23 protein-coding genes are annotated in these 22,852 nt (G+C 68.7%); 7 read left to right on the top strand and 16 right to left on the bottom strand.

All coding sequences use genetic code 11. The annotated features are described in order from the left end of the window. Both G9Q80_RS10630 and G9Q80_RS10635 read left to right on the top strand, forming a co-directional pair. A partial coding sequence (locus G9Q80_RS10630) for an aminotransferase class I/II-fold pyridoxal phosphate-dependent enzyme (RefSeq protein WP_168246461.1) occupies window positions 1-260 on the top strand: 260 nt, incomplete at its 5' end. Window positions 261-319: 59 nt separating this feature from the next. Then, complete coding sequence (locus G9Q80_RS10635) at window positions 320-778, top strand: c-type cytochrome (RefSeq protein ID WP_043145773.1); 459 nt, start codon at window positions 320-322, stop codon at window positions 776-778. A 64-nt stretch (window positions 779-842) separates the two neighbouring features. Here the strand turns inward: G9Q80_RS10635 and dxs are convergent, their stop codons facing one another. The 13 genes from dxs to G9Q80_RS10700 form a co-directional block, all read right to left on the bottom strand. Beyond that, a complete protein-coding gene (dxs, locus tag G9Q80_RS10640; RefSeq protein ID WP_232788325.1) occupies window positions 843-2,780 on the bottom strand; it encodes a 1-deoxy-D-xylulose-5-phosphate synthase in 1,938 nt (645 codons plus the stop codon). 109 nt (window positions 2,781-2,889) lie between these two features. Then, complete coding sequence (gene pufC, locus G9Q80_RS10645) at window positions 2,890-4,005, bottom strand: photosynthetic reaction center cytochrome PufC (protein ID WP_043145771.1); 1,116 nt, start codon at window positions 4,003-4,005, stop codon at window positions 2,890-2,892. A gap of 5 nt (window positions 4,006-4,010) precedes the next feature. Further along, the gene (pufM, locus tag G9Q80_RS10650; protein ID WP_172429456.1) at window positions 4,011-4,994 is read right to left on the bottom strand and encodes a photosynthetic reaction center subunit M; all 984 of its coding nucleotides are present in this window, start codon (window positions 4,992-4,994) and stop codon (window positions 4,011-4,013) included. Between the two features lie 2 nt (window positions 4,995-4,996). Further along, on the bottom strand, window positions 4,997-5,836 hold the full coding sequence (pufL, locus tag G9Q80_RS10655) for a photosynthetic reaction center subunit L (RefSeq protein ID WP_088716844.1): 840 nt from the start codon (window positions 5,834-5,836) through the stop codon (window positions 4,997-4,999). A 124-nt stretch (window positions 5,837-5,960) separates the two neighbouring features. Further along, window positions 5,961-6,128, bottom strand: a complete 168-nt coding sequence (pufA, locus tag G9Q80_RS10660; protein ID WP_043145809.1) for a light-harvesting antenna LH1, alpha subunit — start codon at window positions 6,126-6,128, stop codon at window positions 5,961-5,963. Between the two features lie 14 nt (window positions 6,129-6,142). Next, window positions 6,143-6,292 carry a light-harvesting antenna LH1, beta subunit gene (pufB, locus tag G9Q80_RS10665; protein WP_043145768.1) on the bottom strand — a complete coding sequence of 50 codons (150 nt, stop codon included), beginning with the start codon at window positions 6,290-6,292 and terminating at the stop codon, window positions 6,143-6,145. Window positions 6,293-6,427: 135 nt separating this feature from the next. Further along, entirely contained in the window at window positions 6,428-6,652 is a 225-nt protein-coding gene (gene pufQ, locus G9Q80_RS10670; protein WP_043145765.1) for a cytochrome PufQ, read from the bottom strand. A gap of 3 nt (window positions 6,653-6,655) precedes the next feature. After that, window positions 6,656-8,128, bottom strand: a complete 1,473-nt coding sequence (gene bchZ, locus G9Q80_RS10675) for a chlorophyllide a reductase subunit Z (RefSeq protein WP_088716843.1) — start codon at window positions 8,126-8,128, stop codon at window positions 6,656-6,658. Window positions 8,129-8,189: 61 nt separating this feature from the next. Further along, the gene (gene bchY, locus G9Q80_RS10680) at window positions 8,190-9,686 is read right to left on the bottom strand and encodes a chlorophyllide a reductase subunit Y (RefSeq protein WP_416045637.1); all 1,497 of its coding nucleotides are present in this window, start codon (window positions 9,684-9,686) and stop codon (window positions 8,190-8,192) included. Next, window positions 9,676-10,701, bottom strand: a complete 1,026-nt coding sequence (locus G9Q80_RS10685; RefSeq protein ID WP_232788324.1) for a chlorophyllide a reductase iron protein subunit X — start codon at window positions 10,699-10,701, stop codon at window positions 9,676-9,678. The genes bchY and G9Q80_RS10685 overlap by 11 nt, the downstream gene beginning before the upstream one ends. Continuing rightward, window positions 10,698-11,639, bottom strand: a complete 942-nt coding sequence (gene bchC, locus G9Q80_RS10690) for a chlorophyll synthesis pathway protein BchC (protein ID WP_088716841.1) — start codon at window positions 11,637-11,639, stop codon at window positions 10,698-10,700. The genes G9Q80_RS10685 and bchC overlap by 4 nt, the downstream gene beginning before the upstream one ends. Before the next feature lie 93 nt (window positions 11,640-11,732). Further along, window positions 11,733-12,884 carry a methyltransferase gene (locus tag G9Q80_RS10695; RefSeq protein WP_416045636.1) on the bottom strand — a complete coding sequence of 384 codons (1,152 nt, stop codon included), beginning with the start codon at window positions 12,882-12,884 and terminating at the stop codon, window positions 11,733-11,735. Between the two features lie 4 nt (window positions 12,885-12,888). Beyond that, complete coding sequence (locus tag G9Q80_RS10700; RefSeq protein ID WP_088716840.1) at window positions 12,889-13,758, bottom strand: polyprenyl synthetase family protein; 870 nt, start codon at window positions 13,756-13,758, stop codon at window positions 12,889-12,891. An 87-nt stretch (window positions 13,759-13,845) separates the two neighbouring features. On the opposite strand from G9Q80_RS10700, the gene crtD reads away from it, so the two are divergent. Both crtD and crtC read left to right on the top strand, forming a co-directional pair. After that, a complete protein-coding gene (gene crtD / locus G9Q80_RS10705; RefSeq protein WP_088716839.1) occupies window positions 13,846-15,429 on the top strand; it encodes a 1-hydroxycarotenoid 3,4-desaturase CrtD in 1,584 nt (527 codons plus the stop codon). Window positions 15,430-15,434: 5 nt separating this feature from the next. Next, entirely contained in the window at window positions 15,435-16,265 is an 831-nt protein-coding gene (crtC, locus tag G9Q80_RS10710; RefSeq protein WP_500862229.1) for a carotenoid 1,2-hydratase, read from the top strand. A 6-nt stretch (window positions 16,266-16,271) separates the two neighbouring features. Here crtC and tspO read toward each other — a convergent pair whose 3' ends face one another. Genes tspO through G9Q80_RS10725 form a run of 3 tightly spaced genes read right to left on the bottom strand, consistent with a single transcriptional unit; the run spans window position 16,272 to window position 19,342 of the window. After that, window positions 16,272-16,736 (bottom strand): tryptophan-rich sensory protein TspO, encoded by a 465-nt coding sequence (gene tspO, locus G9Q80_RS10715; RefSeq protein WP_088716847.1) that lies wholly within the window; start codon window positions 16,734-16,736, stop codon window positions 16,272-16,274. Between the two features lie 6 nt (window positions 16,737-16,742). Continuing rightward, window positions 16,743-17,777: a 15-cis-phytoene synthase gene (gene crtB / locus G9Q80_RS10720; RefSeq protein WP_088716838.1), complete on the bottom strand. Its 1,035-nt coding sequence runs from the start codon at window positions 17,775-17,777 to the stop codon at window positions 16,743-16,745. Then, entirely contained in the window at window positions 17,774-19,342 is a 1,569-nt protein-coding gene (locus G9Q80_RS10725) for a phytoene desaturase (RefSeq protein WP_088716837.1), read from the bottom strand. Before G9Q80_RS10725 ends, crtB begins: the two co-directional genes overlap by 4 nt. A gap of 125 nt (window positions 19,343-19,467) precedes the next feature. Here G9Q80_RS10725 and crtA point away from each other — a divergent pair, with 125 nt between their 5' ends. Genes crtA through G9Q80_RS10740 form a run of 3 tightly spaced genes read left to right on the top strand, consistent with a single transcriptional unit; the run spans window position 19,468 to window position 22,849 of the window. Continuing rightward, complete coding sequence (gene crtA, locus G9Q80_RS10730; protein WP_168246462.1) at window positions 19,468-20,178, top strand: spheroidene monooxygenase; 711 nt, start codon at window positions 19,468-19,470, stop codon at window positions 20,176-20,178. Further along, a complete protein-coding gene (gene bchI / locus G9Q80_RS10735; protein ID WP_088716835.1) occupies window positions 20,175-21,176 on the top strand; it encodes a magnesium chelatase ATPase subunit I in 1,002 nt (333 codons plus the stop codon). Before crtA ends, bchI begins: the two co-directional genes overlap by 4 nt. Beyond that, window positions 21,173-22,849, top strand: a complete 1,677-nt coding sequence (locus G9Q80_RS10740) for a magnesium chelatase subunit D (RefSeq protein ID WP_088716834.1) — start codon at window positions 21,173-21,175, stop codon at window positions 22,847-22,849. Before bchI ends, G9Q80_RS10740 begins: the two co-directional genes overlap by 4 nt. Window positions 22,850-22,852: the final 3 nt, after the last annotated feature.

Consider the following 22,852-nt stretch of genomic DNA (forward strand, 5'->3'; position numbering starts at 1 on the left):
GCATCCCGCACCTGGCCAATGACAGCCACATCATCCCGGTGATGATCAAGGACCCGGTGAAATGCCGGATGCTGGCGGACATCCTGATGCGCGACTGGGGGATCTACGTGCAGCCGATCAACTATCCGACCGTGCCCAAGGGCACCGAGCGCCTGCGCTTTACCCCGGGGCCGCTGCATTCGGACGCCGACATCGACCACCTGGTCGAGGCCCTCACCGTCCTCTGGAAACAATGCGCCATCGCGCATGCCGTCGCGTGAGGGGCTGTTCTCGATTCCCCGAAGATCCGCACTACGTCACTCGAAAGGGAGGAGTACGAATGAAACCACTTGTCATAGCCGCCGCCTTCTGCGCGGTCTCGACCCCCGTGCTTGCGGAAAGCCATGCGACCGGCGATCCCGAGGAAGGGGAAAAGGTCTTTCGCCAGTGCCGCGCCTGCCACATGATCGTCTCGCCCGAGGGCGATGAGATCCAGAAGGGCGGCAAGGTCGGCCCCAACCTCTATGGCGTCGCCGGACGAACGGCGGGCACCTACGAGGATTTCAACTACTCGGACTCGATGGTCGCCGCCGGAGAGGCGGGACTGGCCTGGGACGAAGAGCATTTCGTGCCCTACGTCCGCAATGCCACCGATTTCCTCAAGGACTACCTCGACGACAGCTCGGCCCGGGGCAAGATGACCTTCCGCGCCCGCAGCGACGAGGATGCGGCGAACGTCTGGGCCTACCTGGTCTCTGTCGGGCCGGAACCCGAAATGGACGAGGCCAGCGCCGACTGACACGACCCCGAACAGGAAAACGCCGCGCCCCCTGCCCGGGGCGCGGCATTTTCTTTGGCGCAGATCAGCGCGCCAGGGCCAGCGGCGTCACCTTGGCGCGGGTGCCCAGCGCGCCCTGGGCGACCTCGAAGATGTCGCCGGCGGTCATGGCCGCGTTTGCGTACATCTCGTCCGGGCTGGCCTGTTCGATGATCCTGTCCGGCAGGCAGATCGTGCGGATCGCCAGCCCCCGGTCCAACAGCCCCATCCAGGCCAGCGCGTGCAGCACCACGGACCCGAACCCGCCCTCGGCGCCCTGTTCGACCGTCACCAGCGCCCTGTGGCCAAGCGCGAGACGGCGCAGCAGGTCGCTGTCCAGCGGCTTGACGAAACGGGCATCGGCCAGGGTGACGGTAAGGCCCGCCTCGCGCAGGGCGGCGGCGGCCTCGCGGCATTGCGGCAGATGCGCCCCGCAGGACAGGATCGCGATGTCCTCGCCCTCTTCCAGCACGCGTCCGCGCCCGATCTCCAGCACCTCGCCCCGTTCCGGCAGTGTGACGCCGGTGCCCGCACCGCGGGGATAGCGAAAGGCGATGGGTCCTTCGTCATGGGCGGCGGCGGTGGCCACCATGTGCATCAGCTCGGCCTCGTCGGCGGCGGCCATGACGGTTAACCCCGGCAGGTTCGACAGGTAGGCCATGTCATAGGCCCCGGCATGGGTGGCGCCATCCGCCCCCACAAGGCCCGCCCGGTCGATGGCAAAGCGCACCGGCAGGTTCTGCAGGGCAACGTCATGCACCACCTGGTCATAGCCGCGCTGCAGGAAGGTCGAGTAGATCGCGCAGAAGGGGCGCAGCCCGCTGGCCGCCATTCCGGCGGCAAAGGTCACGCCATGCTGTTCGGCGATGCCCACGTCGAAGACCCGGTTCGGAAAGCGCGCCGCCATCTTGGACAGGCCGGTGCCATCGGGCATGGCCGCCGTCACGGCGACGATCCGGTCGTCGCGCGCGGCCTCCTGCGTCAGGGCCGTGCCGAAGACGCTGGTATAGCTGGGCGCGGCGCCGGGTTTGGCGGGACTGGCCTGCGGCCCGGTGGCGGGGTCGAACTTGGACACGCCATGCCCGCGGTCGGCGCTGGTCTCGGCGGGAGGATAGCCCTTGCCCTTGACGGTGCAGCAATGGATCAGGACCGGGCCGCGCGCCCGCGCCCGTGCCGCGCGCAGCACCGGCAAGAGCTGGCTCATGTCATGACCGTCGATCGGCCCGACATAGTCGAAGCCCAGTTCCTCGAAAAGCGTGCCGGAGCCGCCCAGCCCGGTCACCAGCTGGCGCGCGCGGCGGACGCCGCTGCGCATCGGTTCGGGCATGGCGGCCTCCATCCCCTCGACCATCGAGCGCATCCGCGCCACCGGCTCGGCGGCGTACATCCGGCTGAGGTAGGACGACATGGCCCCGACCGGGGGCGCGATGCTCATCTCGTTGTCGTTGAGGATCACGAACAGCCGCCGCCCCTCGGCGCCGGCGTTGTTCAGCGCCTCGTAGGCCATGCCGGCACTTATGGCCCCGTCGCCGATCACGGCGATGGCGTCACCCGTGGGCCGGCCCATGTCGCGGCCCACCGCGAACCCCAGCGCCGCGCTGATCGAAGTCGAACTATGCGCCGCGCCAAAGGGATCATGTTCGGATTCCGTGCGCTTGGTGAAGCCGGACAGCCCGTCCTTCTGGCGCAGGGTGCGGATGCGGTCGCGGCGCCCGGTCAGGATCTTGTGCGGATAACACTGGTGGCCCACGTCCCAGATCAGCTTGTCCTTGGGCGTGTCGAAGACCGCGTGGATCGCCACGCTCAGCTCGACCACGCCCAGCGAGGACCCGAGGTGCCCGCCGGTCTGCGACACGGCCGAGATCACCTCGGCCCGCAACTCGTCCGCCAGCGCGGCGAGATCCGTGTCGGGCATCCGGCGCAGGTCCGACGGACCGGCCACCCGGTCAAGAAACGGTGTGTGGGGTTTGTCGGCAAGGGTCATCGCGCGCTCCTGTCGCTGGTCCGGCATGGCGCCACCACGAGAGGGCAAGCGGCGCGGCAGGCCGGACGGAAAGGACCGGGGCGACACCAGGCCGCCCCGCCCCGGGGGTTTACTGGCCGTAGTCCGGCGCCTCAGAGGTCGCCAGTTCGGGCCAGTCGGCAATCACATTGGTGCCCTGCAGGGGCTGCTGATAGCCCTTGTGACAGGTGCGGCAGGCGACCTTGGGTGCGTCACCCGCCACCGGTCCCAGCCGGTCCTCGGGCAGCACCTCGGCCAGCGGCACCAGGTAGTCGTTGTTCAGTTCCAGCACCATCTGGATGCCCAGGCTTTCGGTCGCCCATTGCGGCGTCACCTGCCCGCCATCATAGAAGGCGCGGGTGTTGTGACAGAAGGTGCAGTTCACCCCCAGCGAGTTGGCGACGTAGTTCATCAGCGCATAGGTGCGTTCCGCGTCCTGGATCGTTGGCACGCCCTCGTCCCCCGGTCGCGCGGCGACGCGGCTTTCCAGGTCGTGCACGCCGATCATGTCACCATCCAGCAGGTATTTCTCCAGCGCGTCCGTCGGCAACGAGGTGTAGGAGGTGAGCGGCGTCGCCCGGTTCTGCACCGCCGACCAGCCGGCGGCGGCCATGTTGACCTCGCCCATCTTGAACCAGATGTCGCTGGGCACGTTCTGGCCGCGGTGGCAGGTCATGCAGGTGACGCCGACCTGCTTGTTGGCGTTCACATGCGCGTCCCAGTTCTCGTTGATGTTGCGGGTCATCTCGATCATCCGGCGCGAGACGACCTTGGTGTAAAGGGTGTCCTCGCCGTAGGTTTCGAGATCGCCGTCGCCGTGGCAATAGGCACAGCCCTGCTCTGGCGCGACCCATCGGGTCATCGCCGCCATCAGCCGGTTGAAGTTGGCGTCTGTCAGATCGCCCAGCACCTGCACGTTCTGGTAGATGTCGCCCGCCAGCTCCTCGCCCTCTTCGGGCACATAGGGCGGGTCATCGAACAGCTCGGCAATGGCCGGGTCGGGCACGGCGAGGTCGGAAACGAACTCGGGCACCGACATGCCGTTGCCGCGCGGGCCGGTTTGCAGGCTGTCGGTCTTGTACGGCTGGCCCAGCGCCATCACGGCAACCACGGCCAGCACCACCGCCCCGGCCACGCCGGTCAGGATCGCCGGGCGTTCGATATCGGCGGGGTGCTCGCGGTTCCATTTGTCAAACCATTTGAACATCGCGCTCACTCCCGTCCGATGAAGGCTTCGTAGGTCCCGTAGGCCTCGTAGCCATAGCTGCCGTCATACATCGGCGCGAAATGGTGTTCCTGCGCCCAGATGAACCAGTTGTCGACGACCGTTCCCGTCAGCAGGATGCCGATGCCGCCGGTGATCGGGGTCAGCACCGCGAACCACCAGGCCCAGCGGTGAATGCCCTCCATCGTCGCGTTGAACCCCATCGTCCAGCGCCAGAACAGCGCCGCCCGTTCCGAGGCGGTGCCCCGGTCGACGATCTGTTCCAGCTCGCGGTCGCCGCCGAACCGGCTGACCGCAAGGATCGTGGCACCATGCATCGCGAAGAGCAGCACCGACCCGTAAAGGAAGACGATCGAGAGACAGTGGAACGGATTGTAGTAGAGGTTGCCGTAGCGGATGCTGAACGCGGTGGTCCAGTCGAGGTGCGGGAAGATCCCGTATGGCACCGCCTCGGACCAGGATCCCATCAGGATCGGCCGGAACAGGCCCAGCACCAGGAACAGCCAGATCGCGCTGGCAAAGGCCCAGGCGACGTGTTTGCCCATCTTGTGCTGTTCGGCCAGCAGGTAGGTGCGCAGCCACCAGGTACAGACCGCCACCAGCAGGAACAGCGAGGCGATGATGTACCAGCCGCCGTCGTTCAGCGGCGGGATGGTCAGCCCGTATTCCGGGCTGGGCGGTTCCAGCGCCAGCCAGAAACCCTGGCGCAGGAACTCGGGGATCGACCAGCCGACCTGCGCCAGCATGTTGAGCCCGATGATGAAGATCGCCAGCGCCCCGGTGGCCAGGCTGATCATCCCGGTCCAGCCCAGGTAGATCGGCCCCAGCTGGGCGTTGCCCACCCAGCCGACGAGGCGGCTGAACCCGGGGGTGACGATACGTTCCGAGGCAAGGTCGTTGTCGTTGTCCATGCCCCATTCGGCCGGTCCTTCGACCTGAACCTGGGTGAAGATGTTCTGATATTCGCTCATGATCACATTCTCGCCTGAGAGGGCCAGATCGGCAGATCGAGCCACCAGTTCCACCATTCCGGCCAGCCGCTGGTCCAGACCGGCCCCGAGATGATGATGCAGACCGCCGAGAAGAAGACCGCGTTGATCGCCAGCAGGAAGCCCAGCCGGTGAATGCCCAGCGTGCCGATCGAGTAGCCGATGAAATCACGGAAGAAGCTGTCCTCGTGATCCGGCGTCTTCATCTCCTCTCCCTTCTCGGGATTGGCCGCCGAGAGGATCAGCCCGCCATGCAGCGCCAGCGCCAGGGTGGTGCCGAAGAACAGGCTGACCGCCAGCATGTGCGCGGGATTGTAATGGAAGTGCAGGTAGGCGTAGCCGGTGTTGCTGACCCAGTCGAGGTGACTGAAGATGCCATAGGGAAAGCCGTGCCCCCAGGCGCCCATCAGCACCGGGCGAAAGATCACCAGCGTGACATAGGCCAGGATGGCAAAGCTGAAGGCAAAGGGCACATGATAGCCCATCCCCAGCTTGCGGCAGATCTCGACCTCGCGCAGGGCCCAGCTGATGAAGGCGCCGGTGGCGCAGATCGTTATGATCTGCCACAGCCCCCCTTCCATCAGGGGCGCGGCCCCCAGCCCGTAGGACAGGTCGGGCGGCGCGATGTTGATGAGCCAGGGGTTGAAGGTGCCCTGGTGGGCCGCCCCCCAGAAGATCAGGATGGTGCCGAGGGCCGCAAAGAAGGCGGTCGTGACACCGAAGAAGCCGACGTAGAAGGGGCCGACCCAGAAATCGAAGAGATCCCCGCCGATCAGCGTCCCCCCGCGGACGCGGTACTTTTTCTCGAAGCTGAGCAACGCCATCGTATTTCCCCGCTTTTGGCGGCCCGTTCGATCAGATCTCAAGCCGTCGTTAAGGTGTGAGGTGTGCGTTCGCTGCGGGCGGGCCGGCCGCCCGCAACGCTTTCATGGGACGATTGTCCCCTGGTCACTCATCGGCCGCGGCACGCGATGCGGCCGCGTTCTCGAACCAGTTGACGCCGTTCGACAGAACCACCAGGTGGATCATGACGGCCAACAGGAACAGGAAGACGCCTTGCGCGACGAACACGCGGCGAGGATCGAAGATGAGCCAGATCTTGTAGAACTTGGACACGTCCATATCCTTTCCTAGAACCAGGGGGCCCAGATGTAGGTTGCCAGGTGGGCAACCACTGCGACCGCCGCGAACAGCCAGAGGCCGCTCATGTAGACGGAATGCAGTTCCTGGGCCTGCTCGTCGGTGAGACCTGTGAAGGACAGGTCGTTTTGATCAGCCATAAACTTTCCTCCGGAACGCTATGCTGACGCCGCGAACCCCGCGGCCGGGTCCCTTGGGGCCTTCACGGTCCCTCAGGGGGTCTGTCCGCCCGTGACGGGCGGTCAGGTCGGGTCTCGGTGGCTGCCCCCCGGGGGTCAGACCGAGAAGATCATCGGCGTGATCCGGTCCGCCTCGCGCCAGGCGCGGGCCAGCGGGCCATGCAGGTTCAGCGACCTCTGGCGGATCACCGCCCGCGCCCAGCCGATCGTTTCCGAGGGCAGCGCAAGCAGGAAGATCAGGGTGAAATAGACGTGGAACTCGGCCCGGCGCCGGCGCCGGACATGCGTCTGTCCCAGGCTGCTGGATGTGACGTCGGTCATCGGTCAGTCCTCCTCTTGGATTGGGCCGGCAAGGCCGGAAACTCTTTCGACGGCGGCCAGGGCCACGCGCTCGGCGCCCGCGCGCTGCGCGTCCTCCTCGGCGGCGTCGCGCAGCGTCTTGGCCGCGGAAATGCGTGTCAGTACCGGATGCGCGGCGACCAGGCGGTCCAGCGCGCGGCTGGCGTCCTCGTCCCAGGGCAGGTTCCGGCGCAGCGGTGTCGGTGTCGCCTGTGCGGCGTCCATCTCGGAGCCCAGCGGCAGGATGTGGAACAGCGCGTCGAACAGCCCGTTGCAGACCTCCTGCAGCAGGTAGGTGGCCCCGGCGTAGCCCATCATCGGCGTGCCGGCGGCGCGGCGGATCGCGGCGCCGGGAAAGCTGGCCGGGATGAAGGCGGGGCTGGGTCCGTGACCGGATTTCAGCTCTGCCAGGTACATCTTCTCGTTGATCGACCCCAGCAGCACCAGGGGCCGGTCGCGGGCGATCATGGCGCGGATCGCGTCGTTGTCGGTCTTTTTCCCCGCGCAGCGCGAAAAGGCGAAGGCACAAGGCAGGCCCAGGTCGCCCTCCAGGTACTGGCGGATGCCGCGGGCATAGGTTTCGCCGGCGACGATGCCGAAATTCGCGGTGGCAAAGAAATCCTGCGTGACCGACCGCCAGAGATCCCAGACCGGCTTGATGGTCGAATGTTTCTCGCGCTCGATGAAGGGTTCGGGGTCCAGCCCCAGCAGTTCGCCCAGCGAGCGCAGGAACAGCGTCGTGCTCTCGACCCCGATGGGGGCCTGCAGGTAGGGCTTGCCCAGCACCTCGGCCAGGCCGCGCCCGTATTCGCGGTACATCACCACGTTGACGTCGGAATTCACAAGGTTGCGCATCTCGGCCAGGTGGGCGCCCAGAGGCAGCACCATGTTGACTTCGGCGCCGATCCCCTCGACCAGGCGGCGGATCTCGGCCAGGTCGCTGGGCATGTTGAAGGCGCCGTACATGGGGCCAAGGATATTGACCCGGGGTGCCGCCCCTTCCTCGCGCTTTTTTTCCTTGGGCATCCGGCCCTTGGTCATGCCGAATTCGGTGAACAGCCAGGTCATCGCCCGGTCGGCGGCCTGCCACTGGTCCTCGTCGATGGTGCGCGGAAGAAAGCGCTGAATGTTGGTGCCCTGCGGGGTCACGCCGCCGCCGATCATCTCGGCGATGGAGCCGGTGACAACCACGGCGGGCAAGGCCGGGTCCAGCGTGCCCCAGGCGCGCTTCATCGCGCCCTCGGTGCCGTCGCGGCCCAGTTCCTCTTCGCCCAGCCCGCTGACCACGATGGGCAGTTCATGCGGCGGCAGGGCGTCGGTGTAGTGCAGGACGGATGTGACGGGCAGGTTCTCGCAGCCCACGGGGCCGTCGATGATGACCTGTAGGCCCTTGACGGCGCAGAAGGCATAGACCGCGCCCCAGTACCCCCCGGCCCTGTCGTGATCCTGGATCAGCACGGGGCACCTCCCCGGCTGGCAACAGGGCGGTCAAGCGGCCGGATATGAAAGGTCACCCCCCTCATATCATCTGCTCCGCCTTGGCGGCGCGGGCCTTCTTTTCCAGCTTCTTGAGGTTCAGCGCGCGGAAGTCCGGGCGCAGGTTGGGCGCGCCCTCCCAGACCCCGGCGGTATCGCCCTCGCCGACACCTTCGAAAAAGGCCTTCATCCGGTCCATGCGGGGCTTGTTGCCGATGGCCGCGTTCACGACCTCGGCCAGGCTGCCCGCCCCCGCCGGTCCCATCAGGGGCCGGGCCGAGATCAGGTTGGTGAAGTATAGCGCGGGAATGCCCAGCGCCTTGGCCTTTTGCACCACCGGCGTCGTACCGATGGCGAGGTCCGGGCGCAGCCCTTCCATCGCGGCCAGGTCGTTCTCCAGCGAGGCGCGGAACGTCACTGTCACGCCCCGGGCGCGCAGCCATTCGGCATCCGCCGCGGACCAGGGGGATTTCGCGCAGGCGGTCCCGACATAGGGCACCTCGGCGCCGCTTTCGATCAGCAGGCGCGCCACCAGGAGCTCGCTGCCCTCGTAGCCCGACAGCGTGATCCGCCCCTTGACCGGGGCCGCCTCCAGCGCCCCCCGGATGGCGGGCAAAAAGGCATTCTGTGCGGCGGCCACCCTGTCCGTTGACAGGCCAAAGGCCTCGCCGATGCTGGCCAGCCAGGCGGCCGTGCCGTCATGGCCCACGGGCGCGCTGCCCACGATCGGGCGACCGGCGGCCTGGAACTCGCGCACGGCGGCGGTATAGAAGGGATGGATGGCAGCCACGGCGCCGCAGTCCAGGGCCGCATACAGCTCGCGCCACTCTCGACAAGGCACCACGGGCCCGGCGGCCAGTCCCAACGGTGCCAGCATCGCGCCGATCATCATCGGATCGGCGGGAAACATCTCTCCCAGCAGGGTCACGGTGGGCAGGTCGGACACGCCGCCCTCGGGCGCGGCCACCGGCCCGGCCTCGACCTCGCGGCGGGCATAGTTCAGCATGGCACCCGCCAGCACGTCCTTGGCCTCGGCATGGGTGGGAATGCCGAAGCCCGGCACGTCGATGCCAACGATGCGCACGCCGTCGATCTCATCCGGAAGCAGCCGCAACGGCACGCCGGAGGCGGTGGGCACACAGAGGTTCGTCACCACGATGGCATCGAAACGGTCCGGATCGGCCAGCTTGTGTACTGCCTCGCGGATGTCCTCGAACAGCTTGCCGGTCACCAGGCTTTCGGAATCGAAGGGGACGTAGCCCACCGACCTCCGCGCCCCGTAGAAATGCGAGACGAAGGTCAGCCCGTAAACACAGCAGGCCGACCCGGACAGGACCGTGGCCACCCGTTTCATCCGCAGCCCGACGCGCAAGGAACCGAAGGCCGGGCACATGCTTTGCGGCTTGTCATGGGGGCCTTGCGGGTAGTCGCGGGCGTATTGATCCAACAGGTCGCTTTGACCGGCGCTGCGCGCGGCCCGGTCCAGGTCGGCGGCGGAATGGCATCCGTCGCCCCCCGGGCTGGCAGGCTCAGGCGTCATCATAGATCACCTCCAGCGACTCCACCGGCTTGGCATTCTTGCCGCGCATGTCGGCATCGGTGGCGGGGACCAACGTCACGCCCGCCCCGGTGTCCGAACCGTCGAAGAGCGCCAGCAGGGCGTCCTGGTCCAGCGGCGCGGGCCGCACCGGCGGTGCGTCCGAGACGGCCTGTGACAGGCCGGCGAACAGCTCGCCCCATTGGCTTTGTGCCGTGCCGACGATCTGGTAGTTCGCGGATTTCTTGCGCAGGTCGTCGTCCTGAGGGATCGCCGCCAGGACCGGGATGTCCACCGCCCTGGCAAAGGCCTGAGCCTCGCCCGAGAGGTCGTCCTTGTTGACCACCAGCCCCGCCACGCCGACGTTGCCGCCCAGTTTGCGGAAGTATTCCACCGCCGAGCAGACATTGTTGGCGACATAAAGCGATTGCAGGTCGTTCGAGGCGACAAGGATCACCTTCTGCGCCATGTCCCGCGCGATCGGCAGGCCGAAGCCGCCACAGACGACATCGCCCAGGAAGTCCAGCAGGACATAGTCGAAGTCCCAGTCGTGGAACCCCAGTTTTTCCAACAGTTCGAACCCGTGGATGATGCCGCGTCCGCCACAGCCGCGCCCCACCTCGGGGCCGCCCAGTTCCATCGCGAAGACACCGCCGCGCTTGAAACAGACATCGCCGATCTGAACCTCTTCGCCGGCCAGCTTCTTCTTGGTCGAGGTCTCGATGATCGTCGGGCAGGCCTTGCCGCCGAAGAGCAGAGAGGTCGTGTCCGATTTCGGATCGCAGCCGATCAGCAGCACGCGCTTGCCCTGTTCGGCCATCATGTGACTGAGATTGGCCAGGGTGAAGGATTTGCCGATGCCGCCCTTGCCGTAGATCGCGATGATCTGGGTCTTGCTGGTCGGTTCCTCGGTGATCAGGTCGGCCAGGTCTTCCTGCGCCTCGTCGCGCAGCCTCTGGTCAAAGGTCTTGAGGTCGGGCACGTCGGTCTCGGTGTGTTTCTGCACGTCGTCCTTCACGCTGCTTCCTTCCAGTTGAGTATCATTTTCAAGCAGGCCGGGTCCTCGAAGGCGGTCCGGTAGGCCCCGGCGGCCCGCTCGGCCGGCACCGCGTGAGAGATCAGCCCGGCCAGCGACAGCGCGCCGCTGTCCACGAGGGCGCACACGGCGGCAAGGTCCGCGCGCTGCCATTCCGCGGCGACCCTCAGGCGGGCCTCGCGCATGAAGGCGGGCGGAAATGCAAAGCGCAGGCCGTCAGGATAGAACCCGGCCAGGACGATCTCGCCGCCCTTCGCAAGGCGTCCGATCAGGTCGTCGAGGATCGCGGCATTGCCGGAAGCGTCGTAGATCGCGCCATAGTCGCGGCGCGGATCCTCCTCGGGCGCGATGACCTCATAGCCCTCGCCCCCTTGGCGACGGTCCGGCGCACGTTCCCAGACGGTGGGCGCCGGGGCACCCGCAGCCACGGTCAGGCGCGCCAGTAGGCGGCCCAGGACCCCGTGGCCGACGATCAGCTCGGGCATCCGCTTTTCCAGGCCCGCCATCGCGTGGCGGGCGGTGGCGGCCAGCGCCAGCAAGGCGCCTTCGGCCCCCAGGGCGGCGTCGATGCGCGTGACCCGCGCGGCCTCCGTGACCAGCAAGCCCGCCGCCCCGCCGAAGAGGCCATAGGCTCCGTCGAAACAATCGGCCCCCGGCACAAAGACCCGGTCGCCGGGGCGAAAGCCGGTTCCGGACGCGGCCTCGACCACCTCTCCGGCGGCCTCGTAGCCGGGCACCAGCGGATAGCCCATGCCCGGAAAGGGCGGCATGGCGCCGGACCAGAACAGTTTTTCGGTGCCGGTAGAGATGCCGGAATGCGCGATCTCGACCACGATGTCGCCCGCGCCGGGCGCCTTGAGGTCGAGCTGTTCCAGGGACAGGTCCCCCGGACCATTCAGAAGGACAGCGCGTGTCTGCATGTTCGCCCCTCCCCCTTTTTTCGTCCGCGCGGCGGGCGTCGCCGTCGCGGTCGATTTCACATGTCAGGGTAACACGACATGTACATGTGTCAATTAAACTTTACATCTATCGCTGTCAGGACGCCGTGCCACCAGGACAGTGGTGATGAAGGGGCGCTCCGTGTACGGCCCTTCGATCCCGACAAATCCGGCCTCCTTGCACAGGGCGGCGATGCGGCGGGCAGAACGAACCCGCCCGGTGCCCATCGACATGGTGTAAAAGGAAAAATAGACGTCCGTCGCCCGATCCGGCCGCGCACCACCCGACATCGGCTCTGATACGATCAGGCGCCCGCCGGGCGGCAGGGCCTCCAGCACGGAGGCCAGCAAGGCGCGCACGGTCGTGTCGTCGTGATCGTAAAGCACCCGCACCAAGGAAATGGCATCAGCCCCCCGGGGCAGCGCGTTCTCGCGGAAACTGCCGGGCGCCAGGGCGACTCGGTCCGCCAGACCGGCGCGGGTCAGCTCCTCCTCCGCCAGCGGCATGACCCCCGGCAGATCGAACAGCACCCCCTGCAAACCGCGATGGCGCCGCAGGGCTTCGGCCAGAAACACCCCGGCCCCGCCGCCCACATCCATCAGCCGCGTGACAGCCTTCAGCGAAACCAACCGCAGGGTGTCCTGCGCCACCAGGCGCTGCGAGCGGGCCATGAGATCGGAATAGCGGGCCGAGACCTCGGGCGGGATGTCCCCGGTCTGGCCAAGGACATAGGGCCAGAAACGCGCCATCTGCGTCTCCGCCTCTCCGCGCAAGAGCGCCACCGGGTCGGCCATATCGGCATAAAAGGCGCGGTTGTGACGGATCATCCCGGTCAGGCCGGGAACGCCAAGGATCGCGGCGCCCTTGCGCGCCAGGCCAAAGGCACCATCCCGCCGCCGCCGCAACAGGCCCAACGCCGCGCCCGCCTGCAGCAGCGCCGCCATGCGATCCGGTGCAATGCCGGTTTCGGCGCCCAGCACGTCGGGCGGCTCGGCCCCGCCTAGCAGGCGCTCCAGCAGGCCAAGCTCGACCAGGGCGGCAAGCACCTGGGCCGAGACGAAGCCTTGCAATATGTCGAAGATCTCTGCCCCGTCACGCCGGGCAAGACGAGCGCCGAAGGGCAGCCGCACCACCCAGTCCTGCACGCCGGGACGCGCCACCAGCCGCGCCAGCCAGCCGCCGCGACGCCTGCGGCGCGGGCCGGGCTGGTCGGCGGAGGCCACCACCGTCTCAGGCCCGGTAGCGCGCGGGCACGGCCGGCATGATCTTGTCCGCCTGGTGGCTGACCATCTGCGCCAACATGGCCTCCCCCGGGCAGGAGGGGATCGAGGCGATGGCCGCCGCAAGGATCTTGGACAGGTGATCGACCGCCCCGCCGATGCCCATTTCGCAGACCGCGTTGGGCCGACCGTGCAGGTCATCCTGGCCCACGGGCTTGCCCAGCGACTCTTCGTCCAGCAGGGCATCGCGCAGGTCGTCGGCCACCTGGAAGGCCTCACCGATGAGGGCGCCGAGGTCCAGCCACTCCTCGGGGGCATGGCCCGCAGCGATGGCGCCCATTTCGGTCGCCGCGATAAACAACGCCGCCGTCTTGGAGCGGTGATAGGCACCGAGGTCGATCTCTGCCTCGCTTTCCCAACCCTGTCCGGCGCAGATGCCGCCGGGCATCCCCGTGCGCCGGCTGAGCGCCAGGAGCAGCTGCGCGCCCCGGTCCGGATGATCGACCGTCGCCCGCGCTAGCACGTCGAAGGCCAGGATGATGAGGCTGTCGCCGGTCAGCACGGCCAGCGGCTCGGAATAGGCGCGATGCACCGACGGTTTGCCGCGCCGCAGGTCCGCGTCGTCGAAACAGGGCAGATCGTCATGCACCAGGCTGGCGCAATGGATCAGCTCCAGCGCGGCAGCGGCGGCATCGGCCAGCGCGGGCCGGTCATCGCCACAGGATGCCGCCACCGACAAGAGGATCGTCGGGCGGATGCGTGCGCCACCGGGCTGGGTGGCATACGGCAGGGCAGAGGCCAGTTTCGCCGGGGCCGATCCCCCTTGCGACAGCGCCAGCGCCCGGGCAATCGCCCTTTCGATCCGTGCGGTCATGGCCATGGGGCACCTCCACCATGTAATTTCAAAATTACATTCATAGTGTAAATTACATTGGACACATCGGGGCGCCGAGTCAATAATTGCCGCATGACACCTTCCGGGTTCAGCGCGCATCAGGGGTGCGACGTCCTAATCGTCGGCGCCGGGATCGGCGGGTTGGCCGCCGCCGCGCGGCTGGCCCATGCCGGCCTTCGGATCACGGTGGTCGAACGCGCCGCGCGTTCCGGCGGCAAGATGCGCTGCCTGCCCTCGCCCGCCGGGCCGGTGGACGCAGGTCCGACCGTGCTGACCCTGCGCCCGGTGCTCGACGACCTGTTCACCAGCCTGGACGAGCGGCTGGACACGCACCTGGAGCTGATCCGCCAACCCCTGATCGCGCGACACTTCTGGCCCGACGGGTCGCGGCTGGACCTCTTCGACAGCGAACCGGAAAACCTGGAGGCGCTGCGCGCCTTTGGCGGCGCCCGCGCTGTTGCGCAGTTCCGTGCCTTCTGCGACAGGGCGCGCGTCCTGTTCGAGGCCTTCGACGGCCCGGTGATGCGGGCAGCCAATCCCGCGCTGTCCGGGCTGGTGGGTCAGACCCTGCGCGCGCCCGGCCTGTTGCGCCACATGGCCCCGCATCGCAGCCTTGCCGCGCTGCTGGACAGGACATTCGACGACCCGCGCCTGGCGCAGCTGTTCGGGCGCTATGCCACCTATGTCGGCGCCTCGCCCTATCGCGCCCCTGCCCTGCTGTCGCTGATCTGGCAGGCGGAATACGCGGGGGTCTGGAAAATCGCGGGCGGGATGCACCGGCTGGCCCGGGCGCTGGAACGGATCGCGCGGGCGCGCGGGGCACGGTTTCATCACAACGCCCATGTGGCCCGGATCGACATTTCCGGCGGCCACGCGCGGGGCGTCACCCTCGCGGGTGGCAGGACGTTGGGGGCAGAGCGCGTCCTGTTCAACGGCGATCCGCGGGCACTGGCCACCGGCGCCCTGGGTCCGGAGGCGGTTCCCGCGGGCGGCCAGAGCGGCAAACGCCAACGCAGCCTGTCGGCCCAGGTCTGGGCCTTCGCGGCGCGCGCCCGGGGAGTGGACCTGGCCCATCACAACGTCTTTTTCCGCGCCGAGCCGAAACCCGAATTCGACGCCCTGGCGCGCGGCGCGCTGGTGCCGGACCCCACGCTTTACCTCTGCGCGATGGACAGGGGCGGCCCCGCGCCGCCGCCAGATCTGGAACGGTTCGAGATCATCGCCAACGCACCCCCGCTTCCCGCCCCCGACCAGGAGCCAGACCAATGCCGCACCCGTTGTTTCGACACGCTGGCCAGGGCGGGGCTACGCTTTGCCCCGATGCCGGACGCGCAAAGCCTGACCACGCCGACGGGGTTGGAGAGCCTGTTTCCCGCCTCGCAAGGCGCGCTCTACGGGCAGAGCCCGGAAGCGCTGATGGCGGCCTTTCAGAGACCGAAGGCACGCAGCCCGGTGCCGGGGCTCTACCTGGCGGGCGGCGGGGCGCATCCGGGGGCGGGTGTTCCGATGGCCATGCTCTCCGCCCGGCACGCGGCCGAGGCGATCTTGAGCGACCGAACTTCGCCCTCGCCGTCCCGCCGAACGGCTACGCCTGGTGGTACGTCGACGGCATCCGCGACGGCGGCGGGCGGGCGGTCAGCGTCATCGCCTTCATAGGCTCGGTGTTTTCGCCCTGGTACGCCTGGTCCGGGCGGCGCGATCCGGAAAACCACGTCTGTCTGAACGTCGCCACCTATGGACCGGGCGGGCGCTTTGCCATGACGGAACGGGGGCGCGGCGCGCTGCGGCAAACGCCACAAAGCCTGACCATCGGCCCGTCCTCGCTGCACTGGCAGGACGGCCAGTTGGAAATCCGGATCGACGAGCGCGGCGCGCCCCCCCTGTTCGGGCGCCTGCGCGGGCGCATCAAGGTGACGCCCTCGGCCCTGACGCAGATCGAACTGCCCCTGACGCCGGACGGGGCGCATGTCTGGCGGCCCTTCGCGCCGACCTGCCGGATCGAGGTTGACCTGGACGCACCGGGCTGGCGCTGGCAGGGGCACGGGTATTTCGATGCCAATTTCGGCACCCGGGCGCTGGAGGAGGATTTCGACAACTGGACATGGGGGCGCTTTCCCACTGGCACCGGCAGCACCTGTTTCTACGACGCCCGACGGCGGGACGGGAGCGCGCTGGCCGCGGCGATCCGCTTTGACGCGGAGGGCGCGGCCCGGGCGCTGACACCGCCGCCCCCGGCGCGGTTGCGCCGATCGCTCTGGCAGGTGGCGCGGCAGACGCGGGCTGACCCCGACCATGCGCCCCGGCAGGTGCAGAACATGCTGGACGCACCCTTTTACAGCCGCAGCATGGTGACGACCCGGCTGGACGGGACGGAGACAACGGGCGTGCACGAGGCGCTGGACCTGCGCCGCTTTCGGTCTGCGCTGGTCAAGCCGATGCTGGCGCTGCGCGTCCCGCGCCGGGCGCGCTGGTCCTTTGGTCAAGACAGCTGAAACCGGTCAGGCGGGCGCCACATCCGGGTTGCGACGCAGAACCGACAGGTTCAGCGCCCAGGCCACCGAGACCCAGCAGAGATAGGGCACAAAGGCCAGGCCCGCCCAGGCATCCACCTGCCAGAGCGTAACCAGGCAGGCCGCCACCGCAAGCCAGAGCGCGCTGAGCACCACCAGCCCGGCCCGCATCCGACGCAGCCCGAAAAAGACCGGCGTCCACAGCGTGTTGAGCGCGATTTGAAGGGCCCAGAAGGCCAGCGCAAGGCCATTGTCCGGTGCCAGAGCCACCCGCGCGCCCGCAAAGGCCATCAGCAGGTAGAGCGTGGTCCAGGCCACCGGAAAGACCCAGTCCGGCGGCGTCCAGCGCGGCTTGTCCAGCGACCGATACCAGTCACCCGGCGGAAACATTCCACCGGTGGCGCCCGCCGCGAAACAGGCCAGGAGGAAGATCAGGAAGAGGATCCAGAACATGCCCATCTACCTAGCGGCGGGCATGGGCGGCATCAACGGTGCGCGGCGGTTTTGCTCCTGCAATTTCAGCGCGACAAGCGCCTGGTGCAGGCTCTCGCTCCAGTCCGGCGCGGCATCCTTGGCGGCGGCGCGCACCAGGAAATCGGTTTCCGGCAAGGTGCGCGCATGGATCACCGCGGAACGTGGCAACGCCACCGTCAGGCCCGCGCGCAGGCCCGACAGTATCAGCCAGCCCAGCTTTTGCCCCCCCGAGGTCCGGGCGCGCCGGGTGATGGAGTCAAATCCGTTGCGCGCCACCGCGCCGCCGATCCCGGCATAGATGAACCGCGCCGCAAAAATCCCCGGGCGCGCCGAGAGCGGCAGCGCGGCGATCCCGGCCTCTGACCGGTGGTACAGCTGCCCGGCCTCGCGCAGCAGGCGCCGCAGGACAGAGGCCAGCTCTGGCGTCGGCCTCGGGTCGCGCAACAGGCCGGCGGGATCGACGCCCGCCCCCTGCAGCCAGTCGGTCGGCAAATAAAGCCGCCCCTCGCGCGCATCCTCGCCCACGTCGCGGGCGATGTTGGTCAACTGCATGGCGACCCCCAGGTCGCAGGCCCGGGCCAGCGCATCGCGGTCGCGCACCCGCATCAGCACGCACATCATCGCCCCCACCGCCGAGGCGACGCGCGCCGAATAGGCACGCAGGTCCGACAGGGTGGCATAGCGGCGGCCCATCGCGTCCCAGGCCAGTCCCTCGAGCAGGGCATCGGGCAAGGCACGCGGCATGTCGAAATCCTCGATCACGGCGGCAAAGGCGCGGTCGGCGGGGGCGTCCAGAGGCCGGCCCGCATAGGCCCGGTCCAGCCTGTCGTGCAAGCGCAGGACCGCATCCGCCTTTTCCTGCTGCAGGTCCACCGCGTCATCCGCCAACCGGCAGAAGGCATAAAGCGCCAGCGCCGGTTCCCGCACCCTGGTCGGCAACAGCCGCGATGCCGCGTGGAACGACCGCGACCCGTGCCGGATCGCCTCGACGCAATGGGCCATGTCCTCCGGCGCGATCATTCCGCCGCCACCGGCAGGCTCGGTGCCGCCTGAGCATCGGGCACCAGCTGGTCCAGGATCTCGGCACTGCCGACAACCCCCGGCAGACCGGCACCGGGATGCGTGCCCGCGCCCACCAGGTACAGGCCCTGCACCTCTTCGCTGATGTTGTGCGGGCGGAACCAGGCGCTTTGCAGGATGCGCGGCTCTATCGAGAAGGCCGCGCCATGCGGGCTGAGATACCGGTCCCGGAAGGTTTCAGGCGTAAAGACCAGCGACTCCGCCAGGTGCCCGGACAGCCCCGGCAGCAATTCCCGTTCCAGCACCTTGAGAACGCGGTCCCGGTAGCGGCCAGCCATGTCCGACCAGTCGACGGGTGTCTTGTGGCCAAGGTGCGGCACGGGGCTGAGCGCATAAAAGGTGTCGCCCCCGTCCGGCGCGACACCGGGATCGGTGACGCTGGGGCGGTGGACGTAAAGGCTCATGTCCTCGGCGAGGTGGCCCTTGATGAAGATGTCGCGCAGCAGGCCGCGATAGCGCGGACCGTTGAGGATCGTGTGATGGCCCACGTCCCGCCATTTGCCGCGTGTGCCACGGGTGCCGAAGTACCAGACAAACAGGCTCATCGACCAGCGTGTTCGGCGCAGGCGCGGCGTGGTCCAGCGGCGGCGGACATGGCCGCACAGAAGATGGTCATAGGTGTGCCCGGCATCTGCGTTGGAGACCACGATATCCGCTGGCACCTCCTCGCCCCCGGTCAACCTGACGCCCCGGGCGCGCCCGCGCTCGACCCGGATCTCATCGACCTCGGCCCGCTGGCGGATCACCCCGCCCTGCCCGGTCACGACATTGGCCATCGCCTCTGCGATCCGGGCCACGCCCCCCATCGCGTAATGCACACCGAAGGCGGATTCGAGATGGTTCACAAGCGCGTAGATCGAGGTGACATGACAGGGGTCGCCGCCGATGAAGAGCGGGTGAAAGGACAGCGCCATGCGCAGCCTCTCGTCGCGTACGCAGCGCGCCGCGTGGCCATAGACCGAGCGATCCGCCCGCAGACGCGCAAAGGTCGGCAGCACCCGGATCAGGTCGGCCAGCCGATGCATCGGGCGGCGGCCCAGGTTCTCGAACCCGATCCGGTAGCGCTCTTCGCTGTCGCGCAGGAACCGGGTGTATCCCGCCAGGTCGCCGGACGACAGGCGCGCCACCTCCTGCCGCATCGCCCCGGCGTCCGGGCCGACGCGAAACCGCGACCCGTCCGGCCAGCGGATTTCGTAGAAGGGATCGAGCGGGCGCAGGTCCACGTCATCGTCGAACCGCCGCCCGCAGGCTGCCCATAGATCGCGAAACACCTGTGGCACGGTGACGATCGTCGGGCCGAGGTCGAACCGGTGCCCACCCTGGTGGATGGCCGATCCGCGCCCGCCGGGCGTGTCCAGCCGGTCCAGCACCGTGACGCGATAGCCCCGTGCGCCCAGCCGCATCGCGGCGGCAAGCCCGCCCAGCCCGGCCCCCACGACCAGCGCCTGCGGCGCCTTGGGATCGACCGGCCTGTGCCTGTGAAAGGAGTCTGCGCCTGTAAACATTACCCAAGCCTACATGTGTAATGTTAAATTGACAATCTCGCATTGCACCTCTTTTCCAAGAGGAATTTCCATGTCAGGATACCCTGACACCCGCCAAGGAAGGCCAACCAAGAGGAGGAAAGGCCATCCAGGTCGTCAGCCTGAGTCTTTTTCGCTTTCCGCGCGGGGTCAGCCGGCTCTGGGCCTTTGCGATGATGGGTCTTGCCCGCCCGGCCCTGCGCCGGACCGAAGGCATCGGCTTCTGGAAGCTCTGCGGCTCGGGCTCGGGCGAAGGCTTCACGCCATTGCCGGATACCGGCGTCTACGCGATCCTTGCCACCTGGCCGGACCTGCAAAGCGCCCGGCGCCAGACACGCGACGCCCCGGTTTATCGCCGGTATCACAGGCGGGCTGAGGACAGCTGGACGTTGTTCCTGTCCCCGGTTTCGGCCCGCGGGGCCTGGTCACGTCAAAGCCCGTTCGAGGTGGGGAACGCCACGGCCGGACCCGGCCCCATCGCGGCGCTGACCCGGGCCACGCTGCGGGTGTCAAACCTCTGGCGGTTCTGGCGCAGGGTCCCCGACATCAGCGCCGCCATCGGCGCCGACCCCGCCGTCACCTTCAAGATCGGCATCGGAGAGGTTCCATTGCTGCACCAGGTGACCTTTTCTATCTGGCCCGACAGCGCCAGCATGGCCCGCTTTGCCCGCGCCGACGGCCCCCATGCCCGCGCCATACGCGCCGTGCGCGAGGGCGACTGGTTCCGCGAGGAACTGTACGCCCGGTTCCGCATCCTCGGCGCCAGCGGCCACTGGCCGGGCGGCCCTTCCCTGACACCAGCCGGACCGATGCCATGACCCAGAGCTTTCCCTTTTCGGCCATCGTCGGACAGGACCAGATGAAGCAGGCGATGATCCTGACCGCCGTCGACCCCGGGCTGGGCGGCGTGCTGGTCTTTGGCGATCGCGGCACCGGCAAGTCCACCGCCGTGCGCGCGCTGGCCGCGCTCTTGCCACCGATCACCGTGGTCGCGGGCTGCCCGGTCAATTCCGCCCGGCTGGAGGAAGTGCCCGACTGGGCCGGCCCGGTCGACGAGACACTGGCGGAACGCCCGACCCCGGTCGTGGACCTGCCGCTGGGCGTGACCGAGGATCGCGTGACCGGCGCGCTGGACATCGAGCGCGCCCTGACCCGTGGCGAGAAGGCCTTTGAACCCGGTCTGCTGGCACGGGCCAATCGAGGCTATCTCTATATCGACGAGGTCAACCTGCTGGAGGACCACATCGTCGACCTGCTGCTGGACGTGGCACAATCCGGCCTCAACGCGGTCGAACGCGAGGGCCTGTCGATCCGCCATGCCGCGCGCTTTGTCCTTGTCGGCTCCGGCAACCCCGAGGAAGGCGAGTTGCGCCCGCAATTGCTGGACCGCTTCGGACTCTCGGTCGAGGTCCGTTCTCCCGACAACATCGAGGAACGGGTCGAGGTCATCCGCCGCCGCCATGCCTTTGAAACCGATCACGACGGGTTCATGGCCCGCTGGCAGGCCGAGGACGCGGCGCTGCGCACGTCCATCCTGGAGGCGCGAACGGCCCTGGCCGAAACGGAGCCGACCGAAGAGGTGCTGACCGATTGCGCAAGGCTGAGCATGGCACTTGGCGCCGACGGGCTGCGCGGCGAACTGACCCTGTTGCGGGCGGCCCGGGCGCAGGCGGCCTTTGAAGACACGGCAATCACCCGCGATCACCTGCGCAGCGTGGCACCATTGGCGCTGAGCCACCGGTTGCGCCGCGATCCCCTGGACGAGGCGGGATCGGCCGCGCGGGTCGCCCGCGTCGTCGCCGAGACCCTGCCATGACCACCGCGCCCCCCGACTGGATCCGGGCACAGCGGGCGCTTGCGGCACTGGCCGTCGACCCGGCGGGGCTGGGCGGCATGGTGATCCGCGCACGGCCCGGCCCGGTACGTCAGCGGCTGGAGGATGGGCTGGGGGTGTTGCCGCTGCCGCTGCGCCGGGTCCATCCCGGGCTGGACGATATCCAGCTCTTTGGCGGGCTGGATGTCGCGGCATCGCTGGCCGGCGGCGGACTGGTGCGCCAGCCGGGCCTTGCCGAACGCGCCGCGGCGCTGGTCATGCCGATGGCGGAACGCGTGCCGCCCGGTCTGGCTGCGCGTCTTGCCGGGGTGCTGGACGGGAACAGCGGGCATTGCCTAGTCCTGCTGGACGAGGGCGCCGACCCGGACGAGACCGCGCCGCGGGTGCTGACCGACCGGCTGGCCTTTCACCTGGACTTGTCCCAAATCCGGGCCACACACGCCCTGCTGCGCCTGCCTGCCCCGGCGGACATGGACGCCGCACGGGCACATCTGCCACGAGTCGAGGTTCCGGATGAACACCTTGCGCAGCTTGTCCACCTGGCCGCGCGCTTTGGCATCCACGGGTTGCGCGCGCCGCTGCTGGCCCTGCGCTGCGCGCGCGCGCTCGCGGCGCTCGACCTCCGGGACCGCGTGACATCAGAGCACCTGCGCGAAGCGGCGGAGCTGGTCTTGCCGAGCCGCGCCACGCAAATCCCCCAGGCAGCGGCCGAGAACGACAGCCCGGACCCGCCACGGCAGCAGGAGAGCGAGGCGCAGGCCGACGGCGCGGCGATGCAGGACATCCCCGACGAATTGCTGGTCGAGGCCATTGCCGCCATCCTGCCGCCTGACTTGCTGACCCGGCTGGATCGGGGCGGCTCCGCGCGCGGGGGTGGACAGGGCTTTGGCGCCGGGGGCAAGCGCAAGGGCAACCGGCGCGGGCGCCCCCTGCCCTCTCGGCCCGGTCGCCCGGACGGGCGCGCACGGATCGACGTGGTGGCTACGCTGCGCGCAGCCGCGCCCTGGCAACCGCTGCGGCGGGCGGCGACGCCCGGCACGAGACATCTGATCATCCACCCCGGCGACCTGCGCCTGCGCCGGACCGAGGAGCATTCCGACCGGCTGGTGATCCTGGCGGTCGACAGCTCGGGGTCTGCCGCGCTGGCCCGGATGGCCGAGGCGAAGGGCGCCGTCGAACTGATGCTGGCACAGGCCTACGCCAAGCGCGATCTCGTGGCGCTGGTCACCTTCCGCGACACCCGTGCCGAGGTGCCTCTGCCGCCGACCCGGTCGCTGGTGCAGGCCAAGCGCCGCATCGCAGCCTTGCCCGGCGGTGGCGGCACACCGCTGGCGGCAGGTCTGCGCGCCGCGCATGACCTGGCCCTGCAAGGGCTGCGCAACGGGCAAAGCCCCTGCCTGGCGCTGCTGACTGACGGGCGCGGGAACATCGCGCTGGACGGCAGCCCGGGCCGCGCCGCAGCCGCCGCCGATGCCCGTGACATGGCCCGCCTGTGGCGGGGCCTGGGCCTGCCCGCCGTCGTGATCGACACCGCCAACCGGCCCGGGGCCGAAGGCGCCGAACTGGCAGGCTGGCTGGATGCCCGTTACCTTGCCCTGCCGCGCGCCGATGCGCGGCGCATCAGCGCCGCAGCCGACGCCGCCCTGTCAGGATAACCG

Origin of the sequence: Mameliella sp. LZ-28 (genome assembly GCF_012274245.1) — a bacterium.
Lineage (GTDB): Bacteria > Pseudomonadota > Alphaproteobacteria > Rhodobacterales > Rhodobacteraceae > Antarctobacter > Antarctobacter albus.

Bases quoted from the DNA above. Each gene is read 5' to 3' on its own strand.
- pufQ (WP_043145765.1), bottom strand. From the start codon at position 6,652: ATGACCGACGTCACATCCAGCAGCCTGGGACAGACGCATGTCCGGCGC.
- bchY (WP_416045637.1), bottom strand. From the start codon at position 9,686: ATGACGCCTGAGCCTGCCAGCCCGGGGGGCGACGGATGCCATTCCGCC.
- pufL (WP_088716844.1), bottom strand. From the start codon at position 5,836: ATGGCGTTGCTCAGCTTCGAGAAAAAGTACCGCGTCCGCGGGGGGACG.
- G9Q80_RS10700 (WP_088716840.1), bottom strand. From the start codon at position 13,758: ATGGCCATGACCGCACGGATCGAAAGGGCGATTGCCCGGGCGCTGGCG.
- G9Q80_RS10740 (WP_088716834.1), top strand. From the start codon at position 21,173: ATGACCACCGCGCCCCCCGACTGGATCCGGGCACAGCGGGCGCTTGCG.
- dxs (WP_232788325.1), bottom strand. From the start codon at position 2,780: ATGACCCTTGCCGACAAACCCCACACACCGTTTCTTGACCGGGTGGCC.
- bchC (WP_088716841.1), bottom strand. From the start codon at position 11,639: ATGCAGACACGCGCTGTCCTTCTGAATGGTCCGGGGGACCTGTCCCTG.
- G9Q80_RS10635 (WP_043145773.1), top strand. From the start codon at position 320: ATGAAACCACTTGTCATAGCCGCCGCCTTCTGCGCGGTCTCGACCCCC.
- crtB (WP_088716838.1), bottom strand. From the start codon at position 17,777: ATGATCGCGCCGGAGGACATGGCCCATTGCGTCGAGGCGATCCGGCAC.
- pufC (WP_043145771.1), bottom strand. From the start codon at position 4,005: ATGTTCAAATGGTTTGACAAATGGAACCGCGAGCACCCCGCCGATATC.
- bchI (WP_088716835.1), top strand. From the start codon at position 20,175: ATGACCCAGAGCTTTCCCTTTTCGGCCATCGTCGGACAGGACCAGATG.
- tspO (WP_088716847.1), bottom strand. From the start codon at position 16,736: ATGTTCTGGATCCTCTTCCTGATCTTCCTCCTGGCCTGTTTCGCGGCG.
- crtD (WP_088716839.1), top strand. From the start codon at position 13,846: ATGACACCTTCCGGGTTCAGCGCGCATCAGGGGTGCGACGTCCTAATC.
- pufB (WP_043145768.1), bottom strand. From the start codon at position 6,292: ATGGCTGATCAAAACGACCTGTCCTTCACAGGTCTCACCGACGAGCAG.
- pufM (WP_172429456.1), bottom strand. From the start codon at position 4,994: ATGAGCGAATATCAGAACATCTTCACCCAGGTTCAGGTCGAAGGACCG.
- G9Q80_RS10725 (WP_088716837.1), bottom strand. From the start codon at position 19,342: ATGTTTACAGGCGCAGACTCCTTTCACAGGCACAGGCCGGTCGATCCC.